We start from the raw sequence: 23,830 nt of genomic DNA on the forward strand, positions 1-23,830 counted from the left end.
CGGTATAAATAAAAACAAAAACCCCAAGCATTTTGCTTGGGGTTTTTGTTTTTATTCTTGTTTTAAAAGGCTTTTACTTCATCTTCATCAACCATTCTTTGACATCCACTTCCTTTTTGATGAGGTCTCTTAATTCTTCAATCTTAACGCGTTTCTGTTCCATTGTATCTCTATGGCGTATCGTTACTGTATTGTCTTCAAGACTTTCGCCATCTACCGTTATACAGAATGGAGTACCGGCAGCATCCTGTCTTCGGTAACGTCTACCAACAGCATCTTTTTCGTCGTAAACCACATTAAAATCCCACTTAAGGTCATCTACAATGTCTTTTGCCATTTTAGTCAATGCTTCGTCTTTTCTTACTAGGGGTAATATGGCAGCCTTGGTAGGGGCCAAAACCGCAGGAAGTTTTAGTACCGTTCTTTCGCTACCATCCTCTAAAATTTCATCTTGTAAACTATTAGAGAATACCGCCAAGAACATACGGTCTAGACCAATAGAAGTCTCTAAAACATACGGAGTATAACTTTCGTTGTCTTCGTGATCGAAGTATTGTAGCTTTTTACCAGAGTATTGTTCATGTTGTTTTAAGTCAAAATCTGTACGCGAGTGGATTCCTTCTAACTCTTTAAAGCCAAATGGAAAATTAAACTCTATATCCGTAGCAGCATCTGCATAGTGTGCTAATTTTTCGTGGTCGTGGAAACGATAATTCTCGTCACCCATTCCTAAGGATTTATGCCATTTTAAACGGGTTTCTTTCCAGTAGTCAAACCATTCCTTTTGGGTGCCTGGTTTAATAAAATACTGCATTTCCATTTGTTCAAATTCACGCATTCTAAAAATAAATTGTCTAGCTACAATCTCATTTCTAAATGCTTTGCCCGTTTGTGCAATTCCGAAAGGAATCTTCATACGCCCTGTTTTTTGAACATTAAGGAAATTGACAAATATACCTTGTGCTGTTTCTGGTCTTAGATATAAATCCATAGCATGCTCAGCAGAAGCTCCTAATTTAGTCCCAAACATGAGGTTGAATTGCTTAACGTCTGTCCAGTTGCGACTTCCAGTTAGTGGGTCTGCAATTTCCAACTCTTCAATTAGGGCTTTAACGTCTGCCAAATCCTCTTTTTCTAAAGATTGTCCTAAACGTTTCAGGATGGTATTGATTTTCTCTTGGTAACCAAGGACACGAGCATTGGTTGAAACAAATTCTTCTTTGTTAAAGGCATCACCAAAACGCTTTTCAGCTTTTTTAATTTCCTTGTCTATTTTAGCTTCAATTTTAGCACAATAATCTTCTACTAAAACATCTGCTCTATAGCGTTTTTTAGAGTCCTTATTGTCAATTAACGGGTCGTTAAAGGCATCAACATGCCCTGAAGCTTTCCATGTGGTAGGATGCATAAATATTGCAGCATCAATGCCTACAATATTATCGTGCATTTGTACCATGGCTTTCCACCAATAGTCTCTAATATTTTTCTTTAATTCTGCACCATTTTGTGCATAATCGTAAACAGCACTTAAACCATCATAGATTTCGCTGCTCTGAAATACGTAACCATACTCTTTAGCGTGAGAGATTACCTTTTTGAATTTGTCGTCATTTGCCATGGCACAAAAATAAAAAACCGCTCAAATTAATTGAGCGGTTTTTCAAAATTTATATTCTTGCTTTATTTTAATTGCACACTGGTACTTCCGAGTTTTCTGTTTTCATGGAAGACATTGATAAAATAGGTTCCTTTTTTTAGTGGTCTATCCTCTTTATACGTGGCTACAGTCGTACAAATACTTAAATTTTTATTGTCAAAATTAACCACCTCCTTTTTACTGTAAATCAATGAAGTTTTGTTAAAAAATACTTCGCCTTTGTCAGCAATAACATTGTTATCCGGACTTACAATTTGAATGTAAATATCCTTGACACCTTTTTCTGTCAATGGATTTTCGGTCAGTGCTATGCAGACATCCATGGCATTAACACGTCTTGCCCTTGAGGTAGACTTCTTTCTCGAGTTGGCTATTTTAAATGTCTCTACACTAACACTATGAGCGCGCATTATAGCGGCATTGTCAATGGTTTTGTTGAGCGAATCATTAACGACCTCCAAAGCGTTAATGGTTAAATTGTTATTTTTTATGGTTTTTAAAGCATAGCGTTTCTCTTTTTGCAGCCTTACATTTGCTGTGTTAAGAGAATCTACCGTTTCCAAAAGTACTCTGCTCTTAGTTTTTAAAACCGAAAGCTGATCTTTAAACTTTGTGATTATTGATAAGTCACTTTTTAATAATCTTAAAGAATCTAAAGCAAGTTTAGTTTCTAACTTTGCTTCCTGGAGCTGAGAGGCCATAAGATCATAATCTTGGCTTAGTTCGTCATAACTTAAAAGGATTTCTGATAGCTCTTTTTCTATCAAAACTTTCTCTTGTTTTAGGAATTCTTCGTAGGATTTAATGGATTTATAGTTCGTAAAACTATAGACACCTAAAACGGTTAAAACGACTAATAAAGAACTTATAATTAATCTGTAGTTAAATAATTGAGGGTTAACTATCATCATTAATTTCTTAGTTGATGCGAAATTAGAGTATATTGATGCGCATTTTTATTTTATTCGATTAAGTGATAAAAAATTTGTTGAACTTGTTTTTTCCTCAGGTCTGTGAAGCGTGCAATAATGCTTTGTCAGACAATGAGTTAGTTATTTGTACTAAATGCAGGCATGACTTACCGGCTACAAACTATCATTTTGAGAATGCTGAAGCCGTTAAGAAAGTACTTTATGGACGTGTTAAATTAGAGAATGCTACAGCACTTCTACATTTTACAAAAAAGGGTACTGTTCAGCAACTACTTCATAATTTAAAGTACAGAGGCCATGAACATATTGGTGGGTTTTTGGGAAAATGGCTTGGTACTGAACTTCAATCAATCGAGGCTTATAAACAGATAGAAGTTGTAATCCCTGTTCCCTTATATAAAACGAAGTTGAGAAAACGAGGATACAATCAAGTGGAACAATTTGGAAAAGCCATTGCAAAGGCGTTGGATGCCGAATACAATGATAGGGTTTTAGTCAAAACAATACCGACTAAAACAAAGGTGTTTGAAAGTAGAATCACAAGATGGAATGATGATGGTGCGATTTTTAAATTATCAGAAAACACTTCGCTAAAAGCTAAGCATGTTTTACTAGTAGATGATATCATTACTACTGGAGCCACTATTGAGGCTTGTGCTACAGAATTGTTAAAAATTGATAATATTAAGTTAAGTCTTGCTACCATGGCAATTGCCGATTAATTTTTTCGTTTCTGTAGTTTAAATATTGTTTCTTTGTGCAAAATTATTCTTTGAACATGCGTTCATATATCACACGAATTTTAAGCATTGCCATAATGGCTTTGATAATCTCTAGTTGTGCAAACCGCGGATCACCATCTGGTGGGGAAAAGGATATTGAGCCGCCTGTTATTACAAGTGAAAAACCTGAGAATTTTTCAACCAATTACAAAGGAGGTGAAATCGTAATAACTTTCAATGAATATATAAAAATTAAGGATTTAAGGAAGCAGTTAATTATTTCTCCACCAATGGACACAGACCCAGAGATATATCCGATGGGAGGTGCCAGCAAATATATCTCTATAAAAATAAAGGATACATTACAGCCCAATACCACCTATGCCTTTAATTTTGGTGAAAGTATTGTAGACAATAACGAGGGCAATCCTTATCCGTATTATCGTTATGTGTTCTCAACGGGTGATACCATTGATTCGCTTTCAGTAAAAGGTTATGTAGAAGATGCGCTTTCAAAAAAACCAGAACCCTTTATTTCTGTTATGTTGTATGAGGTAGATTCTACCTATACAGATTCTATAGTGTATAAAGAAAAACCAAGATATATTACTAATACGCTAGACAGCGTAACCACATATAGTATAGATAATATTAAAGCTGGTACTTATAAACTTGTGGCTCTAAAGGATAAGAACGGAAATTTTTTATTCGATCAGAAAAACGATCAGATTGGGTTTTATGAAGACTATATTACCGTTCCGACTGATAAGGAGTATGGCCTGACTTTATTTAAGGAGCAGACTAATTTTAAAGCGGTAAAACCAAAACAAGAGGCTGAAAGTAGAATAATGTTTCCTTATGAGGGTGATTATGAACATATGCGTATTAAAGTATTGGGTGACACACCAGAAAATTATACCACTAGAATAACAAAGGATGTCGAAACAGACACTCTGTATTACTGGTACAAGCCAAATTTTGAAATTGATACAACCTTTTTTATCGTGTCTAACAAAAAGTATGTCGACACCTTTAAACATCGCTTTAGAAAGCTCGATTCAGATTCACTAAATCTTAAGATAATCTCTCCTAGAAATCTAAATTTTGATAAGGATTTTACTTTAGAGGGAAGTACTCCTTTGGTTAAAATAGATACCACTAAAATAAGTTTAATTGATAAGGATTCTATCCCGGTGACATTTAATGTAGTCTATGATTCCATATACAATAGATATCAATTGCCCTTTAAAAAGCAAGAAGGTCAACAATACTTTGTAAAAATATTACCTGAAACCTTTACGGATTTTTACGGTAATGTAAATAAAGACACCATCAACGAAGTCATAAGGACCAAAATGAAATCGGAATATGGTAATATTAGGGTACGATTAATTAATGCTAAATTTCCACTTATTGTGCAGCTCGTCAATAATAAAGGAGATGTTGAGTATGAGCGGTATACCACTACATCACCAGTGGTAGATTTTACAGATGTTGTGCCTAAACTATACGATTTAAGGGTTATTTATGATACCAATGAAAACGGTAAATATGATACTGGGAATTTCTTACTAGGGCAGCAACCTGAGCGCGTCAGTTATTGTTCTCCTCCATTGGATGAAGTGAGGGCGAGTTTTGATTTCGTTTACGATTTTACACTTTTAGAATAAATGTATCCCTATCTTTTAAGAAGCCTAATTTTTCTCGGTAATTATGGATATGTGATTTTTCTAAAGTGACAATTTCAACGGTTTCTAGTTGTTCTGGTATACTATCCATACGGTTTCCTAAAACATCGTAGGCCCCAGAATGACCAGAATATTCATAACTATTACCATCTAAACCTACGCGGTTCACACCTATACAATAGGCCATGTTTTCAATAGCTCGTGCTCTTAATAATGCATCCCAAGCCGCAATACGTACCTTAGGCCAGTTGGCAACATAAATGAGTAAATCGTAATCTTCGGTATTTCTTGCCCAAACAGGGAATCGTAAATCGTAGCACACTAAAGGACAAATTTTCCAACCCTTGTAAGTCATTGTTATTTTGTTATGTCCTGCTGTGTATACTTTATGTTCGCCAGCCAAAGTGAATGTGTGTCGCTTGTCGTATGTTGTTAATTTTCCAGTGGGTTCAATAAACACTAATCGGTTATAATAATTATTGTTTTCAGCAATAACTAAACTACCAACGATTGCTGCATTTTTAGTTTTAGATACTGTTTTTAACCAAGTCATAGTAGCTCCATCCATTGGTTCTGCAACTTCTGCAGCATTCATAGTAAACCCAGTACTAAACATTTCTGGCAAAACAATTAGATCAGCAGAAATAGCGCTGACCTTATTTTCTAATTGTTTTCTATTAGCTTCTGGGTTTTCCCAGGCTAAGCTCGTCTGAACTAATGCAACTTTTAGTGTTTCTTTAGTCATCTATAACTTGCGTTTGGCTTTATCTACTTTTTCGGTAAGCTTTTCAATTTTGTCTAACCATTTGCGCTCATCTACAGGAGATAATTTACCTTTCTTTTTTAACTTTTCGTATTTCTCTTGCGCTTTTTTAAGATTGGCTTGCATCTTTTGATAGTTCTTTTGTAACTTCTCTTTTTTCTTTAGTGCCTTTTTGGCTTTTTTTTGCGCTTTTTCAGCCTTTTTTTGTGCTTTTTCGGCTTTTTTAGTGTCTTTTTCTAGTTTTTTGACAGCTTTTTCATTTTTCACCTCATAGGTTTCCCCATCTTTCTTTACGGTTTGAGAAAAAGATGTAAATGAGAGCGTTAGTAATAGAAGTATAATATAATTTTTCATTTTTTTATTTTATGTGTTTTTAGATTTATTGGACACAATTTTTGTAAAAAGGTAACTAATCTTATTGGTATTTTTCAAGTTTTAATTTTGCTTTTTCAACTTTTACCTCAAGTTTTTTTAAGTCTGCTTCTCTTTCCTTTATTTCAATGGTGGATAGTTGGCCTTTCTCCTTTAACCTATTAATTTCCTTTTTCTCCTTTACATATTGCCTTTTTAGTTTTGCATAGTCGTCCATAGCCTCTTGACGCTCATCGATTCTATCATGAATTTCATTTAACTGAGACTTTAGTTCATCTTGCTTTTTTTGAGCATCTTTTTCTATTTTTTCTTGCGCTTCTATAGCCTCGTTTATTTCTTTTATTTTTTGTTCTTCAGCTTCTTGCAAGTCTTCTTTTTCCTTAAGTAATTGCTCAATGTTCTCAATCTCAGAACGATTTAGGTTGTCTGTCACTTCTTTCCCATTTCTTTTTATGGTGTTTCCATCTACATTATAAACTTTACCATCATCTGTAATAACACGCTTGCCGTTTCCACAGGTAAAAACAGAAACGACTATAAAAATTAAAAAAATTAGTTGTAATGTGTTGGTTGCCTTCATAATCATTCTTTTGTTTTATATAAGAAAACATAAAAACACTTAAAGCCACAGTATTTATAATAGTTTTAACATTCAGACCTGATTTAGAATTTCAGAGGCTCTAATTAAGGTTTCATCGGTTTTTGCAAAGCAAAAACGAAGCACTTTATCGTCTTTGCCTTTTTCATTAAACACCGAAAGGGGAATAGATGCTATTTTAAATTCCTTTGTTAACCTCTTAGCAAAATCTACGTCATGCTCGTCGGTAATTTGTGAATAATCCAAAACTTGAAAATAGGTGCCTTTTGATGGTGTAAACCTAAATCGGGATTCAGAAATTAAATTTAAAAACAAATCACGTTTTTGTTGAAAAAAATCATTTAAACGTTGATAGGTATTTGAATCTGCCATATAATCCGCAATGCCTTTCTGCATTGGATGATTTACAGAGAATACATTAAACTGATGTACTTTTCTGAATTCTTCCATCAAATGCTGCGGTGCACAACAGTAACCAATTTTCCAACCTGTATTATGGAATGTTTTTCCAAAAGAGGCGGTGATAAAACTACGTGATTTTAAATCCGGAAACTTACAAACACTATGATGTTCAACACTATCAAATACGATGTGCTCGTAAACTTCATCACTCAATACAATTATATTTGTATTTTGAGTTAATTTTTGAAGTTGTAGCATGTCCTCTTTTGTCCATATGGTGCCACTAGGATTATGAGGAGTGTTAATAATGATCATTTTGGTTTTTGATGAGATTTTTGAAGCCACATCGTCCCAGTTGATCTTGTAATCAGGTGCTGAAAGCTGCACAGGAACTGTTTTTCCTCCATTAACCTCAATAGCTGGTTGGTAACAATCATAAGCCGGTTTAAAAATAATAACTTCATCTTTTGGTTTTATAAATGCAGATATGATTGTATAAATAGCCTGAGTAGCACCAGCGGTTACCGTAATTTCGGTATCAGGATGGTAGCTTGTGTTGTAAAGAAGGTGGAATTTATTAGCAACGGCCATACGTAAATCTAGATTGCCAGCCATTGGTGCGTATTGGTTATAACCATTTTTCATGGCATCATACACCAATTCGTTTAACGTTTCTGAACTAGGGTAATTAGGGAATCCTTGAGATAAGTTAATAGCATTGTGCTCTTTGGCCAAAGCACTCATTACAGTAAAAATGGTGGTACCGACGTTGGGAAGTTTAGAATGGTATTGCATAATGTAAAGGTAATGACTTCTACATACAATTCCTCCTACTACTGAATTTCACAATGTGACTAAAATATAAAACCACTATTTTGCCAAATCCAAGTGCATCATCACGTCATTGACACATGTTTTAAGATTCTCTTTTATCTCATGAACCCAAAATCGAAATACGGTAAAATCCAGTTCACTTAATTGTTGATTAACTTCTCTATCACGTTGCATGTTCCGTTCTATTTTTGGAATCCAAAACTCCCGATTGGTTTTTAGTTTGGATTTTCGTGCATCCCAATTGTAGCCATGCCAATACTCACCATCTATAAAAATAGCAAGCTTATATTTCTTAATGCTAATATCTGGTCGTCCGGGTAATGTTTTGTTGTCAACTCTGTATCGTACACCTTCCTTCCAAAGCGCTTTTCTAAACTGAAGCTCTGGCTTGGTGTTTTTACCACGAATTTTGCTCATAATCTTGGAGCGTTTTTTCGTAGTGTAGAAACCCGATGCTTCATTGAATCGAGGGACCTTTATTTTGTCTTTGGAATAGTTCATCTAAGCATTAAGATACAAAATATTAAGATGAGTAGGTTGTCAGTTCGAGTGAAACTCTTGTAAAGAATTTTGAAACGAGAACTTTTTAAGTTTTTACTTTTGGATACAATTTGCGCGTACCTCACAAATCAATCGAAGTGACATATAAAAAATCCCAAACATTCGTGTTCGGGATTTTTCTAATATCTTAAAACATAGCGGTCCAATTTATTGACACGCTTGTTTTTTTAATATCTGTAATGCTCTGGTTTAAAAGGGCCTTTAACTTCTACACCAATATACTTGGCTTGGTCTGGCTTTAACTCTGTAAGCTCAACACCAATTTTTTCTAAATGTAAAGCTGCTACTTTTTCATCTAAATGTTTTGGTAGCATATAGACTTTGTTTTCATACTTATCAGAATGATTCCAAAGTTCTATCTGGGCTAGAGTCTGGTTGGTAAACGAGTTACTCATTACAAAACTTGGATGGCCAGTAGCGCAACCTAAGTTTACTAAACGTCCTTCTGCTAATACGATAATATCATTACCATCAATAGTGTACTTATCTACTTGAGGCTTAATTGTATCTTTTGTGTGACCATAATTTTCGTTTAACCATGCCATTTGTATTTCATTATCAAAATGACCAATATTACAAACGATGGTCTTGTCTTTCATGACTTTAAAGTGCTCTGCTCTTACAATGTCTTTATTACCTGTAGTCGTAATGACGATATCTGCATTACCAACAACAGTTTCTAACTTTTTCACTTCAAAACCATCCATAGCAGCTTGTAAAGCGCAGATTGGATCAATCTCAGTAACCGTTACAATACTTCCTGCACCTTTAAAAGAGGCAGCAGTACCTTTACCAACATCTCCATAACCACAAACCACTACGCGCTTTCCAGCTAACATCACATCTGTTGCACGACGTATAGCATCTACAGCACTTTCACGACAACCATATTTGTTATCAAATTTAGACTTTGTCACCGAGTCGTTGACGTTAATGGCTGGTATTGGCAATGTTCCGTTTTTAACACGCTCGTATAAACGGTGTACACCAGTTGTTGTTTCTTCAGATAAGCCTTTAATTCCTGATGCTAATTCTGGGTATTTGTCTAAAACCATATTGGTTAGGTCTCCACCATCATCTAAAATCATATTTAATGGTTTACGATCTTCTCCAAAAAATAACGTTTGCTCTATACACCAGTCAAATTCCTCTTCGGTCATATCTTTCCAGGCATATACAGCAGTACCAGCAGCAGCAACTGCAGCAGCGGCCTGATCCTGGGTAGAGAAAATATTACAAGAACTCCAGGTTACTTCTGCTCCCAGTGCTTGTAACGTTTCAATTAATACGGCTGTTTGTATAGTCATATGTAAACAACCTGCAATACGAGCGCCTTTCAAAGGTTGCTCATCTTTATATTCTTCGCGCAGACTCATTAAACCTGGCATTTCGGCCTCTGCTAATTCAATTTCTTTTCTTCCCCAAGCCGCTAGCGACATATCTTTTACCTTGTTTGGTACATAAGGAATTGTTTTGGTATTCATATTTTTATTCAGATTTTTAAAATGATTCTTGCCTTTGGGTTTAACACTGAAATAGTTAAATTCGCTTACTAATAAAGTGCACAACCGCTCTAAGGCTGCGCAAAGATAATCAATAGGTTTTACAATATTAAATGCCACTGTACAAATCCATTAGCGTAAACTCACAAACTACTGTTAAAATCTGGAAGATTCAAGAGTCTTATAGCGAATTGCTGGAACCTTTGGATTTAAAACCACAAAGTCTGGAGCGTGTCCTTGGGATGAAAAGCGAACTGCATCAGCGTGGTTTTCTAAGTGTTAGACATTTGCTGCGAGAGTTTGGCTATACAGATCAGGATTTGTTTTATGATGAAAATGGTAAACCCCATCTCAAGGATGGCAAACACATTTCAATAACACATAGTTTTACATTTTCGGGTGTCATTGTTAGTGATAAAGAAGTAGGAATAGATATTGAAATGCAACGTGATAAAATTGCAATAATCGCCCATAAGTTTGTGGATTATGAGTTTAACTATTTGAACAAAACGGCTAAGGATTATATCAACAAACTAACAATTATTTGGGGAATTAAAGAATCGCTATACAAATTGTTTGCTACACCTGGTATGTTGTTTAGAGAACATTTTTTGGTAATTCCATTTACAGTAGAAGAAGGTTCAACAGTAGCTTGGATAGATTATCAAGGGAAGAAGTACAGATATAATACAGCTTTTTTAGAGTTTGAAGGTTTTACTTGCGCTTACGTGGTTCCTTAGTTTATGGATATTTATTCCAACATACGCACTTCCGTAGCAGAAAACAAAAGGTTGCTAGCTGTTTTAATCGATCCAGATAAAATGGAACTAGATAACGTTGAAGCTATTGTGGCTAAGATCAATGAGTCCAAAGCAACACATATTTTTGTTGGTGGCAGTGAGGTGGATGAAGGTATTACCGAAACTCTCGTAAAAGCTATCAAGCTATATACGAAGTTACCTGTAGTATTATTTCCAGGGGATGTTACTCAAATTACCAACGAAGCCGATGGTATTTTGTTTTTGTCTTTAATTTCAGGCCGAAATCCTGACTATCTTATAAGTAAACATATTGAAGCGATTTCAAAATTGACTAAAACGCAACTTGAAATACTTCCAACAGGATACTTGCTTATAGAAAACGGAAAGCAGACAGCTGTTGAGCGTGTTAGTAATACTAAGCCTTTGGTTAGAAGTAATATTCAGCAGATAGTGGATACAGCTAAAGCAGGAGAACTGTTAGGAATGAAACTCATATATCTTGAAGCTGGTAGTGGAGCAACACACCCTATAGAGTCCGAAATTATTTCGGCGGTAAAGGAAGAATTAAATATACCTTTAATTGTTGGAGGAGGTATTAGAACAAAAACGCAATTAGATGCCGCTTACAATGCAGGTGCGGACCTTGTGGTCATCGGTTCAGCTTTTGAAAAAAACCTATATTTTTTTGAACAACTAAAATTATAACCATGCAAATATCTGTAGACCTAACGTTATCCCCATTACAGGACGATTATGAAACGCATATCATAGAGTTTATCAAAGTGTTGCGAGATTCAAAATTTAAAGTTTTAGAAAATCCTTTGAGTACTCAGATTTTTGGTGAGATGAATGAGTTGATGTCTTTTCTTACTGAAGCCATTGAGACGTCTTTTGAAAATACAGACATTAGTGTACTCACTATGAAAATCGTAAAAACGAATAGAAGCAATTATGAGCCACATTTTTGACTTTTTCTTTTCCCAGTACACTGATTATGCTACGATTGATATTGTATTAGAAATTATCGCAGTGGTTTTTGGTTTTCTCTCAGTTTGGTACTCTAAACAAAATAACATTTTGGTGTTTCCTACAGGAATGATAAGTACCATCATATTTGTCTATCTGCTCCTTAAATGGGAACTTCTTGGCGATATGATGATTAATGCTTACTATTTTGCAATGAGTGTTTATGGATGGTTTATATGGACTCGAAAAGTAGATGAAACACATGTGACACCAATCTCCAAGACCACATCAAAAGAAAAGAGCTTAAGCTTGGGAATCTTCTTAGCAACATTAGTTTTTGTCTTTGTAGTTTATAAAACTTTTGATAAATGGAATGGTTGGGTAGCTTACGTAGATACAATGACTACAGCTATTTTTTTTGTTGGCATGTGGTTAATGGCACGACGAAAAATAGAAAACTGGATATTTTGGATTATTGGGGATATAATCTCTGTACCTTTATATTTCTATAAAGGATTTACATTCACTAGTTTTCAATATTTAGGTTTTACTGTAATTGCCATATTTGGGTATTTAGCATGGAAGAAGCACTTAAACAACAACCTGCAGACTGTATAAAAGTCGTTTTATTTGGGCCAGAGTCTACTGGAAAAACAACACTCTCTAGACAATTGGCCAGACATTATAATTCGGTTTGGGTACCAGAATACGCAAGAGAATATCTTCAAAATAAATGGAACAATGAAAGAAAAACTTGTGAGCCCGAAGATTTAATGCCAATTGCCATTGGCCAAATGAAATTAGAGAACGAATTAGCTCAAAAAACGGACTCGGTACTCATTTGTGATACGGATATACTTGAAACTAAGGTTTATAGCGAAGCATACTACTCAGGTACATGTGACCCGATTTTAGAGGCATATGCTCTAAAAAATTCGTATGACCTCTATTTTTTGACCTATATTGACACGCCTTGGGAAAAAGACGACTTAAGAGACAAACCCAATGAACGTGAACGAATGTTTAAAGCTTTTGAGGACGCACTTATAAAATACAACAGACCTTATGTGCTTTTAAAAGGAGGTAAGGAAGTGCGTTTAAAAATCGCGGTTGAACATATTGATAACCTACTTAATCATAAAAAATGAGTTTTACAGAAAACGACATTAAACAAATCAAGGCCAAAGGCCTAACGCTACCACAAGTAGAATCTCAAATCGAATTATTTAAAACTGGAATTCCCTTCACTAATATTGCAGCAGCAGCTACAATTGGTAATGGTATTCTGGCTTTATCTGAAAAGGAAAAAGAAAAGGCGATATCACATTTTGATACCAATAAACAAGGCTTGTCGCTTTTAAAATTTGTACCAGCATCTGGTGCTGCGACGCGAATGTTTAAATTCTTGTTTAAGTTTTTAAAGGAATATAAACCTGAAAAGGAATCTTTAAATGCCTTTATCAATAAGAACGATTCAAAGGATTTGGCGTTCTTTTTGGTTGGATTGGAAAAATTTCCGTTTTACGAACAGATTTTAGAACGCCTTCATGAAAAGGGAATAGATTTTAAAGCCTTATCTACACAAGATAAGGCGCTTCATTTTGTACATATCATGCTTGATGAGGATGAACTTAATTTTGGTAATTCGCCAAAAGGGTTGCTCCCATTTCATAAATATAAAAACGGTTATATTTCCACTGCTTTTGAAGAGCATTTATACGAGGCGGCATTGTATGCTTCAGAGGATAAAAAAGCAGAACTTCATTTTACGATTTCTGAGAGCTATAAAGATAAATTTACGCAAGAGTTTAAGCGCATTGAGGAGTATGTAGAAGAAAACACCGGAGTGTCTTTCAATATTTCATTTTCATATCAACAAGAATCTACAGATACCATTGCTGTAACCCCTAAGGATAAACCGTTTAGAAATGATGACGACACCTTACTTTTTAGACCTTCCGGACATGGAGCGCTTCTCAAGAATTTAAATACCTTAGATGCAGATGTGATCTTTATAAAAAATATAGATAACGTTGTTGTAAAACAGTACAAGGATGAGGTGGCTAAATACAAAAAAGTGCTTGCAGGTATTCTACTCAAGCTTCAATCAAGAGCTTTTGATTGCCTAAGGATTTTAGACAAGAACACAATTTCAGATAGGGAGTTTGAAGAGATTGAAACCTTTTTAACCAATGAAATGTGCATTAAAATTTCGAGTGAATACAAGAAATATTTAGATAAGTACAAGATTGAATACTTAAAAGAGAAATTGAACAGGCCCATCCGTATTTGTGGAATGGTTAAGAATGAAGGCGAACCTGGTGGTGGCCCTTTTTGGGTAAGAGATATCTACGGCAATCTGTCTTTGCAAATTGTTGAGTCTGCCCAGATTAACCTAAAGAATAAAAATCAAAAGGATATACTTACCAATGCAACACATTTTAATCCAGTAGATTTAGTGTGTGGTGTCAAGAATTACAAAGGCGAAAAATTTGATCTGGAAAACTTTGTAGATCATAACGCTGCATTTATTACCGCAAAAACTAAGTTAGGTAAAGACCTTAAAGCGTTAGAGTTGCCAGGGCTTTGGAATGGTAGTATGGCCCATTGGAACACGATTTTTGTAGAGGTGCCAATCATTACATTCAACCCTGTAAAAACGGTAAATGATTTATTAAAGGCGCCACACCAAATAGACTAATTGTGGATGTTGAAGCCTTAAAATCTGAATTAACATATAAAGCAGTCCGAAGCTCTGGTAGTGGTGGACAGCATGTGAATAAAGTAGCGTCTAAAGTTGTGCTTTATTTTAATTTTGAAGCTTCTTCGCAATTTTCAGACGATGAGAAAGAACGGCTAAAACAATTCTTCGAAAATAAGTTAAACAAAGAAGGCATTCTAATCTTAGATTCTAGTGAAAGTCGCAGTCAGTTTAGAAACAAAGCTATAGTCACCCAAAAATTTTTAGACCTTGTTACCGAAGGTTTAAAGGAAGATAAAGAACGAAAACCTACCAAAGTGCCCAAAGCTGTAAAACGAAAGCGACTAGAAACCAAACGCAAAACATCTGAGAAGAAGGCCAATAGAAAACCTCCTAAAATCGATTAGTATTCAAAATTTAAAAAAATCGTAAATCGTAAATCAAAAATCGTAAATAGGTTTTATCTTTGTACTGTTCTCATAAAGGGGTGCCAATAAGTGGCTGAGATCATACCCATTGAACCTAGAACAGGTAATGCTGTTTAGGAAGCGAGCGTTAAGAAAATGTCTAGTAGACATTTTTAGCAAGTGCGATTAGGTCATCAATGTTGGTTTTACTTCTAAGCATTAAATGACTTAAAAATATCCATTTAATGTTTCAGAATTTTACCAACAAGCATCAAATCTCATTTTGAAACCGCTCAAAAACCAAGTATTAACAAAGAATAATGACCTCTTTTTATTCGATTATAAATTTATAGTCGTATGAAATCTAGTATTCTTAATTTCAAATCTAGTTTTAGATCGTTATCAACTAGATTCAGTTTCGTCTTTCAAAATAATATGACCGAAACTAAAAACGTATTCAACAATCTTTTAAAAACAAATCGACAGAGATTATCACTTTTCATTTTTGCTTTAGGCCTTTATTCAGGTTTTGGGCAAGAAAAACCACAAGACAGTACCAAGACCGAAAAACTGGACGAAGTTTTAGTAAAAGCGGTACGGGTAAAAGAAAAAGCACCAATCACACACTCTAATGTTTCAAAAGAAGACATCGCCAAGCGTAATTTAGGACAGGATATTCCGGTGTTATTAAACTTTTTACCCTCAGTGGTTACAACTACCGATGCAGGTGCTGGTGTAGGTTATACTGGTATTAGGGTTAGAGGGGTAAGTCCACAATCTACCAATGTTACTATCAATGGTATACCATACAATGATGCCGAGTCTTTAGGAACGTTTTGGGTAAATTTAGGAGATATTGCATCTTCAGTAGAAAGTTTACAACTGCAGCGCGGTGTAGGTACATCAACCAACGGTTCAGGGGCTTTTGGGGCAAGTATCAATGTGCTTACTGATGCGGTTTCGAAAGAGGCTTATGGGGAAATCTCAAATTCCTTAGGTAGTTTTAATACCAGAAAGCATACTGTAAAATTTAGTACAGGACTCATGAATGACCACTTTGAAATTGCTGGTCGTTTATCTAACATTAAATCGGATGGTTATATCGATAGAGCCTCGGCCGACTTAAAATCTTATTTTTTACAAGGCGCATTTGTAGATGACAATACCTTGATTAAAGCCATTGTATTTGGAGGGAATGAGGTCACCTATCAAGCTTGGTATGGTATTGACGCTGAAACATTGGCAAATGATAGGACTTTCAATTTTGCCGGAATATATACTGATGATGATGGTAATACCCAATTTTATGATAATGAAGTAGATAATTACAGCCAAGACCATTACCAATTGCACTGGAATCAGCGCTATAACAACAATTGGTCTACAACCTTAGGCTTAAACTATACGTATGGTCGAGGATATTTTGAACAATTTAGAGAGGATGATGATTTTGCGACCTATGGTTTTGAAGAATTGACCGTTAATGGAGAAACGGTTAATACTACAGATCTTATACGTCGGCGTTGGTTAGACAACGATTTTTATGTGGTGAATGCCACTGCCAATTATAAAGACGCGAATATCGATTTAATTTTTGGTGGTTCATTTAGCCATTACGATGGTGACCACTTTGGTGAAGTGATCTGGGCAGAATTTGCAAGTCAGACGGATATTAGAGACCGATACTATGATGGTAATAGTTTAAAAAATGACTTATCTGTTTTTTCTAAAGCTAACTATAAGCTAAATGATAAAGTAAGTCTTTACGGTGATTTACAGGTTAGAAATGTTACCTATAAAACCTTCGGAAACACCTCTGATTTAGTTGATTTTGAAGTTGATAAAGCCTTTACCTTCTTTAATCCTAAAGCAGGTGTAACGTATGATTTAAATACAAATAACAGTTTTTATTTCTCTTATGCCAGAGCCAATAGAGAACCAAATCGCACTGATTTTGAAAGCAATAATAATATAGAGCCAGAACAACTTAACGATTTTGAGTTAGGTTGGAGACACAAAAAAGGGAACTTTACGTTTAATGCCAATGCCTATTACATGCTTTATAACCAACAGTTAGTGCTGTCTGGTAGACTTGACGATGTTGGTAACCCAATACGTACCAATAGTGGTGAGAGTTACCGATTTGGGTTAGAGTTAGAGGCTATTGTTCCAGTTACAACTCAATTAACCCTTCAGCCCAATATGACATTGAGTACCAATAAAAATAAAGAAACCCTTGTATCGTTAAACGGGGAATTAGTAAACCTCGGAAAGACAGATATCTCGTTTTCACCAGAGTTGGTTGCAGCAACTGCAATTGTTTATCAGCCTATGAAAAATTTTCAAGTTGCCTTATTGAGCAAATACGTGGGTGAACAGTATATGGGTAATACAGACAATCCTGATTCAAAGTTGGACAGTTTTTTTGTGAACGACTTCAATGTTACTTATACCATGACATTTCAAGACATCAAAGAATCTAAACTGTTTTTAGACTCAATCGTGTTTACTGGTTTAGTCAACAACATTTTTAATGAAAAGTATGTGTCCAATGGGTATTTTGGATCTTTTGATTTTGATGACCCTAACAGTCCAACAGGCATTTCAACAGGCTATTTCTCTGGCTTTTACCCACAAGCCACCACGAACTTTTTGGTGGGTGTGACCTTGAATTTTTAATTAGAAACCAAATATTGGCCGTTACCCAAATCATCAACCCTGTATGGCACAAGCGTACAGGGTTCTGTATTTCCATCTAGACCCAATCCCGTGGCTAAGCTATATTGGTTGGCATCCTCACAACCGCATACAACAATATCACCCGTACCAGACTCTACTAAAGTAGAACATGCTGAGGGGACATGGCTTGGGTCTGCCGCATCCCAAGCATACAAGGTAGAGGAGTTTAAGCGCCACAACCAGACCCCATTATTCCCTTGGTTGGGAACATAAACACCATTACCAGGAAATTGTAATTGGCTATATAGTGGAAAATTTGTATTAACCTCAAGGTTTACACCGGCATCAAACAAAAAGTTACAGTTGTTTATATTGTTATCATCATTATTGCATGATACAGACAATAATGAGAGTAAAATTATCAATTTTTTCATTTTAAATTTTGAGGCCCAATTTACAATTAATTAATCGTTACCGTAAATATTTTATATATTTGCAATGTAATCTCGTTGACGCGGGATTTTTTTTATGCTGAATTTATTTTCAGCATCTTTTATTAAAACGAACGAATTATGAGTAAAGTATCTTATTACACAGCAGAGGGATTAAAAAAATTAAGAGAAGAATTAAATTACCTTAAAGATGTAGAACGACCAAAAGCGTCGCAAGCTATAGCTGATGCCAGAGATAAGGGTGATTTAAGTGAAAATGCTGAGTACGATGCAGCTAAAGAAGCACAAGGCATGTTAGAAATGAAGATTTCTAAGATGGAAGAAACCTTAGCAAACGCTCGTGTTATTGATGAATCTCAATTAGACACCTCAAAGGTGTTAGCCTTATCTAAGGTAAAAATTAAAAACCAAACCAACGGCATGGAAATGACCTACACTTTGGTTGCTGAGAGTGAAGCCGACTTAGCTTCGGGTAAAATCTCTGTAAACTCGCCAATAGGAAAAGGTTTATTAGGTAAATCTGTAGGTGATGTTGCCGAAATTCAAGTACCAAATGGGATTATGAAGTTTGATATTTTAGAGATATCTAGATAACAAATTTCTGCATCTGCAGAAATATCAAAATTAGAAGACCTATAAAAAAGATTCCTTAATTAAGGAATCTTTTTATCTTTATAAGATATTGAAAACACCTGCCAATGGCCACACTTTTTACAAAAATTATTAATGGAGACATTCCGTCCTATAAGGTCGCAGAAACCGAAGATTTTTATGCGTTTTTAGATATTAATCCTAATTCTAAAGGTCATACACTCTGTATTCCTAAAAAAGAAGTCGATAAAATTTTTGACCTTGATGAAGCCACATATATGGGTTTAATGCAGTTTTCAAGACGAGTTGCTCTAGCTATAGAAAAGGTTGTACCATGCCAACGTGTTGGTATGGCTGTTATTGGTTTAGAAGTGCCTCATGTACATGTGCATTTAATTCCGCTACACAACATGGAAAATGCACGTTTTACGCACAAGGAACAATTGGCACCGGAGGAGTTTAAAACCTTAGCGGCAAAAATTGCAGAGCACTTTATATAGTTTTCAGTATAATTTGAATGGTGGTGCCTTTATCTAGTTCAGACTGAATGACTTTTATTTTGCCTTTGTGGTAATCTTCAATGATGCGTTTAGCTAAAGATAATCCCAATCCCCAACCACGTTTTTTAGTGGTGTAACCAGGTTCAAAGATTTTAGTAAACAATTGTTTTGGGATGCCTTTGCCAGTATCTTTAATGTCTACAAAGACTTGTTTTTCGGTTTGGGAAATTTGAAGCTTTAAATTTCCTTTTCCTTTCATGGCATCGATGGCATTCTTTACCAAGTTTTCAATAGTCCAGCTATACAATTGAGCATTGAGCTTTACGGGAATTTCCGTACTAGGATGCTCAATTTCAAAATGAATGAGTTTTGAGGATCTCGATTTTAAATATTCGTAGGAGGATATGGTAACATCAACGAGGTCTAAGGTTTTTAAAGTTGGTGCAGAGCCAATTTTACTAAACCGATCAGTTATAGTTTGTAAACGATCTATATCTTTTTCAATTTCGTTTATATAATCCGGATTTACTTGTTCAGTTTTTAAAATTTCGGTCCAACCGACTAATGAAGATAACGGAGTACCAATCTGGTGCGCTGTTTCTTTAGCCATACCTGTCCATAATTTGTTCTGTTCAGCAGTTTTGGCGCTTCTGTAAAAGAAATACACTACTGCAGCAAACAAAAAGATAATCAGCAATAAGGCTAATGGATAGAACCCAATTTTTTTTAAAAGTGGCGAGTTGCCGTAATAAATAGTTTGATACACCTCATTATTAATGATTACTTCTATAGGTTCGTTCTCACTAGAGAATTTCTTAACAAGATAGTTTATGTAAGCTGGGTCTTCAAGTTTTTCTTCATCTAAATTAATGGAGTTGTAGTCTCCGTTCTTATCAATAACCAGCATTGGAGTGCTGGTTGTTGTCTCAGTAAGGACATGGGTTGTTACAGGATCGACATCCGCATTTAAATCATCAATACTTCTTAAAAAATTATTTTGGGCTACAGACCAGGTTTTGATTTTTACACGTTCTTCTGCTTTAAATTTTTGAAAAAACGAATAGGTGTTCCAAAGAATAAGAGAAATTATAATAAATGATGAGGCTATGATTATCCAACGGATGACATTACGATGTGAGCTTATGGTCATTAGGTAACTTGATTACTTTTTAAATATAATGCAAAACTGTTAATAATATTGTCTGTATCGAGCGCTAAAACGCTTTCATCACCAAAGCAATATAATTATATTTGCTAAAAATCAGTGGCTACATGATTTCATTTTATCCTAAAGACCTTTCTACTGGCAGATTACACGGCTATCTACTTAGTGCAGTAGCACCAAGACCCATTGCGTTTGCCAGTACAATTGATAAAGAAGGCAACCCTAATTTATCACCTTTTAGCTTTTTTAATGTGTTCAGTGCGAATCCGCCAATATTAATTTTTTCGCCAGCCAGACGTGTTAGAGATAATACAACCAAGCACACTTTAGATAATGTTGAAGCGGTTAAGGAAGTGGTTATTAATGTAGTGAATTATGATATTGTACATCAGATGTCATTGAGTAGTACTGAATACCCGGAGCAGGTTAATGAGTTTGAAAAAGCGGGTTTGACTATGTTGGCTTCGGATGAGGTAAAGCCGTTTAGGGTTGCCGAGTCACCCATTCAAATGGAATGTCGGGTCAATGATATTATAAAATTAGGCACAGAAGGTGGTGCCGGAAATCTGGTCATATGCGAAGTGCTAAAACTTCATGTATCAGATGAAGTTATGAATGCAGATAATACCATAAATCAAGAAGCTTTGGATTTAGTGGCTCGGGCGGGTGGTAGTTATTATAGTAGAGCTAAAAAAGGGTTTTTTGAAATTCCAAAACCTTTACATTCATTAGGTATTGGTGTTGATAGTTTGCCGGATCATGTCAAAAATAGTATGATTCTTACAGGAAACAACTTGGGTATGTTAGCCAATGTAGATAAATTACCCACTGATGAAGAAGTGCATCAATTTGTAAACGATTTGAGCGAACGCTATCCTGATATAAAAACAGCATCACATAGACAAAAGCACAAGTTGGCACAAAATTATTTAAGCTACGGAGATGTAGAAAGTGCATGGAAGTTGTTACTTTCGTAGCCTAAGATTTTTTTAAGACAAGTATTAAAAATAATATCTCGGTTTAAGAGCATAATAACAACAAAAATTAAATTATAGATTAAGCAAAAAATGGAAGTACAAGGACGTATTAAGGTGATTGGAGAAACTCAGACTTTTGGCAGTAACGGGTTTAGAAAAAGAGAAGTGGTTGTCACGACTGAAGAGCAGTATCCGCAACACCTTATGATTGAGTTTATTCAAGACAAAACAGATTTACTAAACAATTATCAAGTCGGCCAACAGGTTAAGATTAATATAAATTTAAGAGGACGCGAGTGGGTTAATCCTCAAGGCGAAACCAAATACTTTAATTCAATCCAGGGGTGGAGGATAGAAGCACTACAAACAGATGCAACAAATGGGGATATGCCTCCTGTGCCACCAACAGAGGCATTTGAGCCTGTAAACGATTTAAACGAAGATGACCATGACGATTTGCCGTTTTAAAACTTCATACGGCAATTAACGCGATAACCTATAAGACTTGTTTTACCATAAACAAGTCTTTTTTAATATAAAAAAGTCTCAACGAACTGTTGAGACTTAGTATTGTGGTTTTAGGTTTTTGACCTTCACAAACAAATTTAAAAAAAAGCAATGATGAACAAAAAATTTATTTCATGAAAATCATGTCAAATATCAATAAAATTCTTATACTATCAAAACCAAGCCCTTTATTTAACAGTAAAAATCGCTAAAAAGCTTAACTAATGTACTTTTTAACTGATAAAATAGTCTTTCCGGATGTGTCTGAGGCCTCTTCTGAAGGACTACTGGCGATAGGTGGTGACTTGTCCCCAGAACGTTTAATACACGCCTATTCTAATGGTATCTTTCCTTGGTTTGAAAATGAAGAACCCATCTTATGGTGGACACCAGACCCTAGGTTTGTGTTGTTTCCTGAAGACTTGAAAGTTTCAAAGAGTATGAAACAAATTTTAAAAAAGAATAGTTTTGAAGTTACGATAAATAAGGCTTTTAAATCGGTTATTGAGGCCTGTGCTGAGGCAAAACGTGATGGGCAAAATGGCACTTGGATTACAGCACAAATGATAAATGCCTATAATAAATTACACCAATTGGGTTATGCAAAGTCTGTTGAGGTCTGGAAAAATAATAGGCTTGTTGGTGGGCTCTATGGCATTGATTTGGGTAATAGAGTGTTTTCTGGGGAAAGTATGTTTACTAAGGTAAGTAATGCTAGTAAAGTTGGTTTTATAGTCTTTGTTCAAAATTCTAATTATAATGTTATCGATTGCCAGATTCACACTAAACATCTTGAAAGTCTTGGCGCAAGGCATATTTCTAGGAAGGACTATTTAAAATTTCTTTAAATTTTAAGGACGGCAGAGGTCAATAGAAAAAGTTTCTGCTCTGTGTCAAGGTTAAAGGCTTCAAGCCTATATTCCAATCCAAGTTGAAGTTTGAGCGCTGCTGAAACTAACCATCCAATTTGAGCAGTAGCTCTATAGCCTAGTTCTGGTTTAAGTTTTTTGCTATGACTTAGAAGGGCCTCCATTGCATTAACTAAATAAGCTTCACCAATATTCAAATTCGTACCATTAAGAGGAAAATCTATAGCAAATCGATAACGAGATCTAATTATGGTTAGATTTTCAAAAAAGCGTTGTTCTAAACGTATCCGATGCCCAAAACGCATCGCCTCGTGTCTTTGAGTATTATTGAATTGTTGTGTTAATCTTAGTTCGTTACTTTCTCCATCTATGGATTCTCTTAAACGATATTGCAACCCTAAACTTATGGAATGATTATAATCCAAGCCAAATGTTGAAAAGTGAATAAAATCCAATTGCCGGTTTTCAAAGTTTATGGCCTCATCTTGGTAGAGATAGTAACGTGAGTTTATAGCAAAATTAATGGTATAATTATTTGCGATATTAGTGTTTACAGCAAAACTTGTCTCTCCCAGACTTTCAAAATCAGACTGGGCATATAAAAAGTTTAATCCTGTAATAAATACGAGGTAAATAAATGGATTTTTAATATAAGACATGCTCGTATGACGCAGGATTTAATATTCTAAAGTCCACAATTTCACCAGAATGGTTAAAGGTAAACTCGCGTATATCATGATTAGTGTCTGATTTAACTTCGGCAATAATTTCAAAATTAGGGGATACTTTCGATGTATTGTCCAATACATCATTTACGAAAGTTGTATCTTCTAATTCTGAGGGTTTTACAAACTGCTCTTGTACCTTTATAAACCTGTATTTCGAAAAGGAAGCCTTAAAATAATTGCTAATATCACCTCTTACATCGTCCTTTAAGTTTTTAAACTTAGTGAGTACTTCTATATCTTCAATCCTTCCATCATTGTAAAACTCTAGGCTATACCGATTTCCTTTATATTTAAATTTCACCTCAAAACTATAGGTGTCACCATCCGTTTCTTTATAAAATTTTAAGCGCTTACATTTTTCAGGTAGATGTTTTACTACCTCAAGCGCTTTTGTAGGAAAATCTGATTCTGATATACGTTCTTCCTTTTCATTTTTGGTTTGTGAAAACACAAATGAGGATATACTCAATAAAATGAGGACTGCTTTAAACTTCAT

The 23,830-nt window shown here is 35.1% G+C and carries 27 protein-coding genes; 15 read left to right on the top strand and 12 right to left on the bottom strand.

The features are described from left to right. Positions 1–73: 73 nt before the first annotated feature. Together ACFQ1K_RS13160 and ACFQ1K_RS13165 are read right to left on the bottom strand one after the other, a co-directional pair. Complete coding sequence (locus ACFQ1K_RS13160; protein ID WP_320554294.1) at positions 74–1,618, bottom strand: glycine--tRNA ligase; 1,545 nt, start codon at positions 1,616–1,618, stop codon at positions 74–76. A 62-nt stretch (positions 1,619–1,680) separates the two neighbouring features. Further along, positions 1,681–2,568 (bottom strand): hypothetical protein, encoded by an 888-nt coding sequence (locus ACFQ1K_RS13165; protein WP_320554293.1) that lies wholly within the window; start codon positions 2,566–2,568, stop codon positions 1,681–1,683. 77 nt (positions 2,569–2,645) lie between these two features. Here ACFQ1K_RS13165 and ACFQ1K_RS13170 point away from each other — a divergent pair, with 77 nt between their 5' ends. Then, positions 2,646–3,311, top strand: coding sequence for a ComF family protein (locus ACFQ1K_RS13170; protein ID WP_320554292.1), 666 nt, complete (start codon positions 2,646–2,648; stop codon positions 3,309–3,311). 56 nt (positions 3,312–3,367) lie between these two features. Next, positions 3,368–4,981, top strand: a complete 1,614-nt coding sequence (locus ACFQ1K_RS13175; RefSeq protein ID WP_320554291.1) for an Ig-like domain-containing protein — start codon at positions 3,368–3,370, stop codon at positions 4,979–4,981. Here ACFQ1K_RS13175 and ACFQ1K_RS13180 read toward each other — a convergent pair. The 6 genes from ACFQ1K_RS13180 to ahcY form a co-directional block, all read right to left on the bottom strand. Then, positions 4,965–5,744 carry an amidohydrolase gene (locus ACFQ1K_RS13180; RefSeq protein ID WP_320554290.1) on the bottom strand — a complete coding sequence of 260 codons (780 nt, stop codon included), beginning with the start codon at positions 5,742–5,744 and terminating at the stop codon, positions 4,965–4,967. The genes ACFQ1K_RS13175 and ACFQ1K_RS13180 overlap by 17 nt on opposite strands. Beyond that, a complete protein-coding gene (locus ACFQ1K_RS13185; RefSeq protein WP_320554289.1) occupies positions 5,745–6,116 on the bottom strand; it encodes a hypothetical protein in 372 nt (123 codons plus the stop codon). A gap of 61 nt (positions 6,117–6,177) precedes the next feature. Then, positions 6,178–6,714 carry a hypothetical protein gene (locus ACFQ1K_RS13190; RefSeq protein WP_320554288.1) on the bottom strand — a complete coding sequence of 179 codons (537 nt, stop codon included), beginning with the start codon at positions 6,712–6,714 and terminating at the stop codon, positions 6,178–6,180. Between the two features lie 72 nt (positions 6,715–6,786). Next, positions 6,787–7,929 (bottom strand): methionine aminotransferase, encoded by a 1,143-nt coding sequence (locus ACFQ1K_RS13195; RefSeq protein ID WP_320554287.1) that lies wholly within the window; start codon positions 7,927–7,929, stop codon positions 6,787–6,789. Positions 7,930–8,004: 75 nt separating this feature from the next. Next, positions 8,005–8,469: a very short patch repair endonuclease gene (locus tag ACFQ1K_RS13200; RefSeq protein ID WP_320554286.1), complete on the bottom strand. Its 465-nt coding sequence runs from the start codon at positions 8,467–8,469 to the stop codon at positions 8,005–8,007. Positions 8,470–8,696: 227 nt separating this feature from the next. Next, entirely contained in the window at positions 8,697–10,013 is a 1,317-nt protein-coding gene (ahcY, locus tag ACFQ1K_RS13205) for an adenosylhomocysteinase (RefSeq protein WP_320554285.1), read from the bottom strand. 131 nt (positions 10,014–10,144) lie between these two features. Here ahcY and ACFQ1K_RS13210 point away from each other — a divergent pair, with 131 nt between their 5' ends. From ACFQ1K_RS13210 to ACFQ1K_RS13245, 8 genes are all read left to right on the top strand, one after another. Next, positions 10,145–10,771, top strand: a complete 627-nt coding sequence (locus ACFQ1K_RS13210) for a 4'-phosphopantetheinyl transferase family protein (RefSeq protein ID WP_320554284.1) — start codon at positions 10,145–10,147, stop codon at positions 10,769–10,771. A 3-nt stretch (positions 10,772–10,774) separates the two neighbouring features. Beyond that, complete coding sequence (locus ACFQ1K_RS13215; RefSeq protein ID WP_320554283.1) at positions 10,775–11,497, top strand: geranylgeranylglyceryl/heptaprenylglyceryl phosphate synthase; 723 nt, start codon at positions 10,775–10,777, stop codon at positions 11,495–11,497. A gap of 2 nt (positions 11,498–11,499) precedes the next feature. After that, complete coding sequence (locus ACFQ1K_RS13220) at positions 11,500–11,760, top strand: thiamine-binding protein (protein WP_320554282.1); 261 nt, start codon at positions 11,500–11,502, stop codon at positions 11,758–11,760. Continuing rightward, positions 11,744–12,376 carry a nicotinamide riboside transporter PnuC gene (gene pnuC / locus ACFQ1K_RS13225; RefSeq protein WP_320554281.1) on the top strand — a complete coding sequence of 211 codons (633 nt, stop codon included), beginning with the start codon at positions 11,744–11,746 and terminating at the stop codon, positions 12,374–12,376. The genes ACFQ1K_RS13220 and pnuC overlap by 17 nt, the downstream gene beginning before the upstream one ends. Beyond that, complete coding sequence (locus ACFQ1K_RS13230) at positions 12,337–12,906, top strand: ATP-binding protein (protein ID WP_320554280.1); 570 nt, start codon at positions 12,337–12,339, stop codon at positions 12,904–12,906. The genes pnuC and ACFQ1K_RS13230 overlap by 40 nt, the downstream gene beginning before the upstream one ends. Beyond that, positions 12,903–14,459, top strand: coding sequence for a DUF4301 family protein (locus ACFQ1K_RS13235; RefSeq protein ID WP_320554279.1), 1,557 nt, complete (start codon positions 12,903–12,905; stop codon positions 14,457–14,459). Before ACFQ1K_RS13230 ends, ACFQ1K_RS13235 begins: the two co-directional genes overlap by 4 nt. A 2-nt stretch (positions 14,460–14,461) precedes the next feature. Further along, positions 14,462–14,866 carry an alternative ribosome rescue aminoacyl-tRNA hydrolase ArfB gene (arfB, locus tag ACFQ1K_RS13240; protein ID WP_320554278.1) on the top strand — a complete coding sequence of 135 codons (405 nt, stop codon included), beginning with the start codon at positions 14,462–14,464 and terminating at the stop codon, positions 14,864–14,866. A gap of 435 nt (positions 14,867–15,301) precedes the next feature. After that, positions 15,302–17,545, top strand: a complete 2,244-nt coding sequence (locus ACFQ1K_RS13245; RefSeq protein WP_320554277.1) for a TonB-dependent receptor — start codon at positions 15,302–15,304, stop codon at positions 17,543–17,545. Here the strand turns inward: ACFQ1K_RS13245 and ACFQ1K_RS13250 are convergent. After that, complete coding sequence (locus ACFQ1K_RS13250) at positions 17,542–17,979, bottom strand: hypothetical protein (RefSeq protein ID WP_320554276.1); 438 nt, start codon at positions 17,977–17,979, stop codon at positions 17,542–17,544. The two genes, ACFQ1K_RS13245 and ACFQ1K_RS13250, sit on opposite strands and share 4 nt — an antisense overlap. Before the next feature lie 138 nt (positions 17,980–18,117). Between ACFQ1K_RS13250 and greA the strand changes: the two genes are divergently transcribed. Both greA and ACFQ1K_RS13260 read left to right on the top strand, forming a co-directional pair. Beyond that, positions 18,118–18,591 (top strand): transcription elongation factor GreA, encoded by a 474-nt coding sequence (greA, locus tag ACFQ1K_RS13255; protein ID WP_320554275.1) that lies wholly within the window; start codon positions 18,118–18,120, stop codon positions 18,589–18,591. Between the two features lie 104 nt (positions 18,592–18,695). Continuing rightward, positions 18,696–19,088, top strand: a complete 393-nt coding sequence (locus ACFQ1K_RS13260; RefSeq protein ID WP_320554274.1) for an HIT family protein — start codon at positions 18,696–18,698, stop codon at positions 19,086–19,088. Here ACFQ1K_RS13260 and ACFQ1K_RS13265 read toward each other — a convergent pair. Beyond that, positions 19,081–20,238: a sensor histidine kinase gene (locus tag ACFQ1K_RS13265; protein WP_320554273.1), complete on the bottom strand. Its 1,158-nt coding sequence runs from the start codon at positions 20,236–20,238 to the stop codon at positions 19,081–19,083. The genes ACFQ1K_RS13260 and ACFQ1K_RS13265 overlap by 8 nt on opposite strands. A 122-nt stretch (positions 20,239–20,360) precedes the next feature. Between ACFQ1K_RS13265 and ACFQ1K_RS13270 the strand changes: the two genes are divergently transcribed. The 3 genes from ACFQ1K_RS13270 (at position 20,361) to aat (ending at position 22,585) form a co-directional block, all read left to right on the top strand. Further along, positions 20,361–21,230: a flavin reductase family protein gene (locus tag ACFQ1K_RS13270; protein ID WP_320554272.1), complete on the top strand. Its 870-nt coding sequence runs from the start codon at positions 20,361–20,363 to the stop codon at positions 21,228–21,230. A gap of 90 nt (positions 21,231–21,320) precedes the next feature. After that, positions 21,321–21,698, top strand: coding sequence for a DUF3127 domain-containing protein (locus ACFQ1K_RS13275; protein WP_320554271.1), 378 nt, complete (start codon positions 21,321–21,323; stop codon positions 21,696–21,698). Between the two features lie 263 nt (positions 21,699–21,961). Continuing rightward, on the top strand, positions 21,962–22,585 hold the full coding sequence (gene aat, locus ACFQ1K_RS13280; RefSeq protein WP_320554270.1) for a leucyl/phenylalanyl-tRNA--protein transferase: 624 nt from the start codon (positions 21,962–21,964) through the stop codon (positions 22,583–22,585). On the opposite strand, the gene ACFQ1K_RS13285 is transcribed toward aat, so the two are convergent. Next, a complete protein-coding gene (locus tag ACFQ1K_RS13285; RefSeq protein WP_320554269.1) occupies positions 22,582–23,265 on the bottom strand; it encodes a DUF2490 domain-containing protein in 684 nt (227 codons plus the stop codon). The two genes, aat and ACFQ1K_RS13285, sit on opposite strands and share 4 nt — an antisense overlap. Continuing rightward, on the bottom strand, positions 23,252–23,830 hold the full coding sequence (locus tag ACFQ1K_RS13290; RefSeq protein WP_320554268.1) for a hypothetical protein: 579 nt from the start codon (positions 23,828–23,830) through the stop codon (positions 23,252–23,254). The genes ACFQ1K_RS13285 and ACFQ1K_RS13290 overlap by 14 nt, the downstream gene beginning before the upstream one ends.

It is taken from the genome of Winogradskyella aquimaris (assembly GCF_042676105.1).
GTDB classification, from domain to species: domain Bacteria; phylum Bacteroidota; class Bacteroidia; order Flavobacteriales; family Flavobacteriaceae; genus Winogradskyella; species Winogradskyella aquimaris.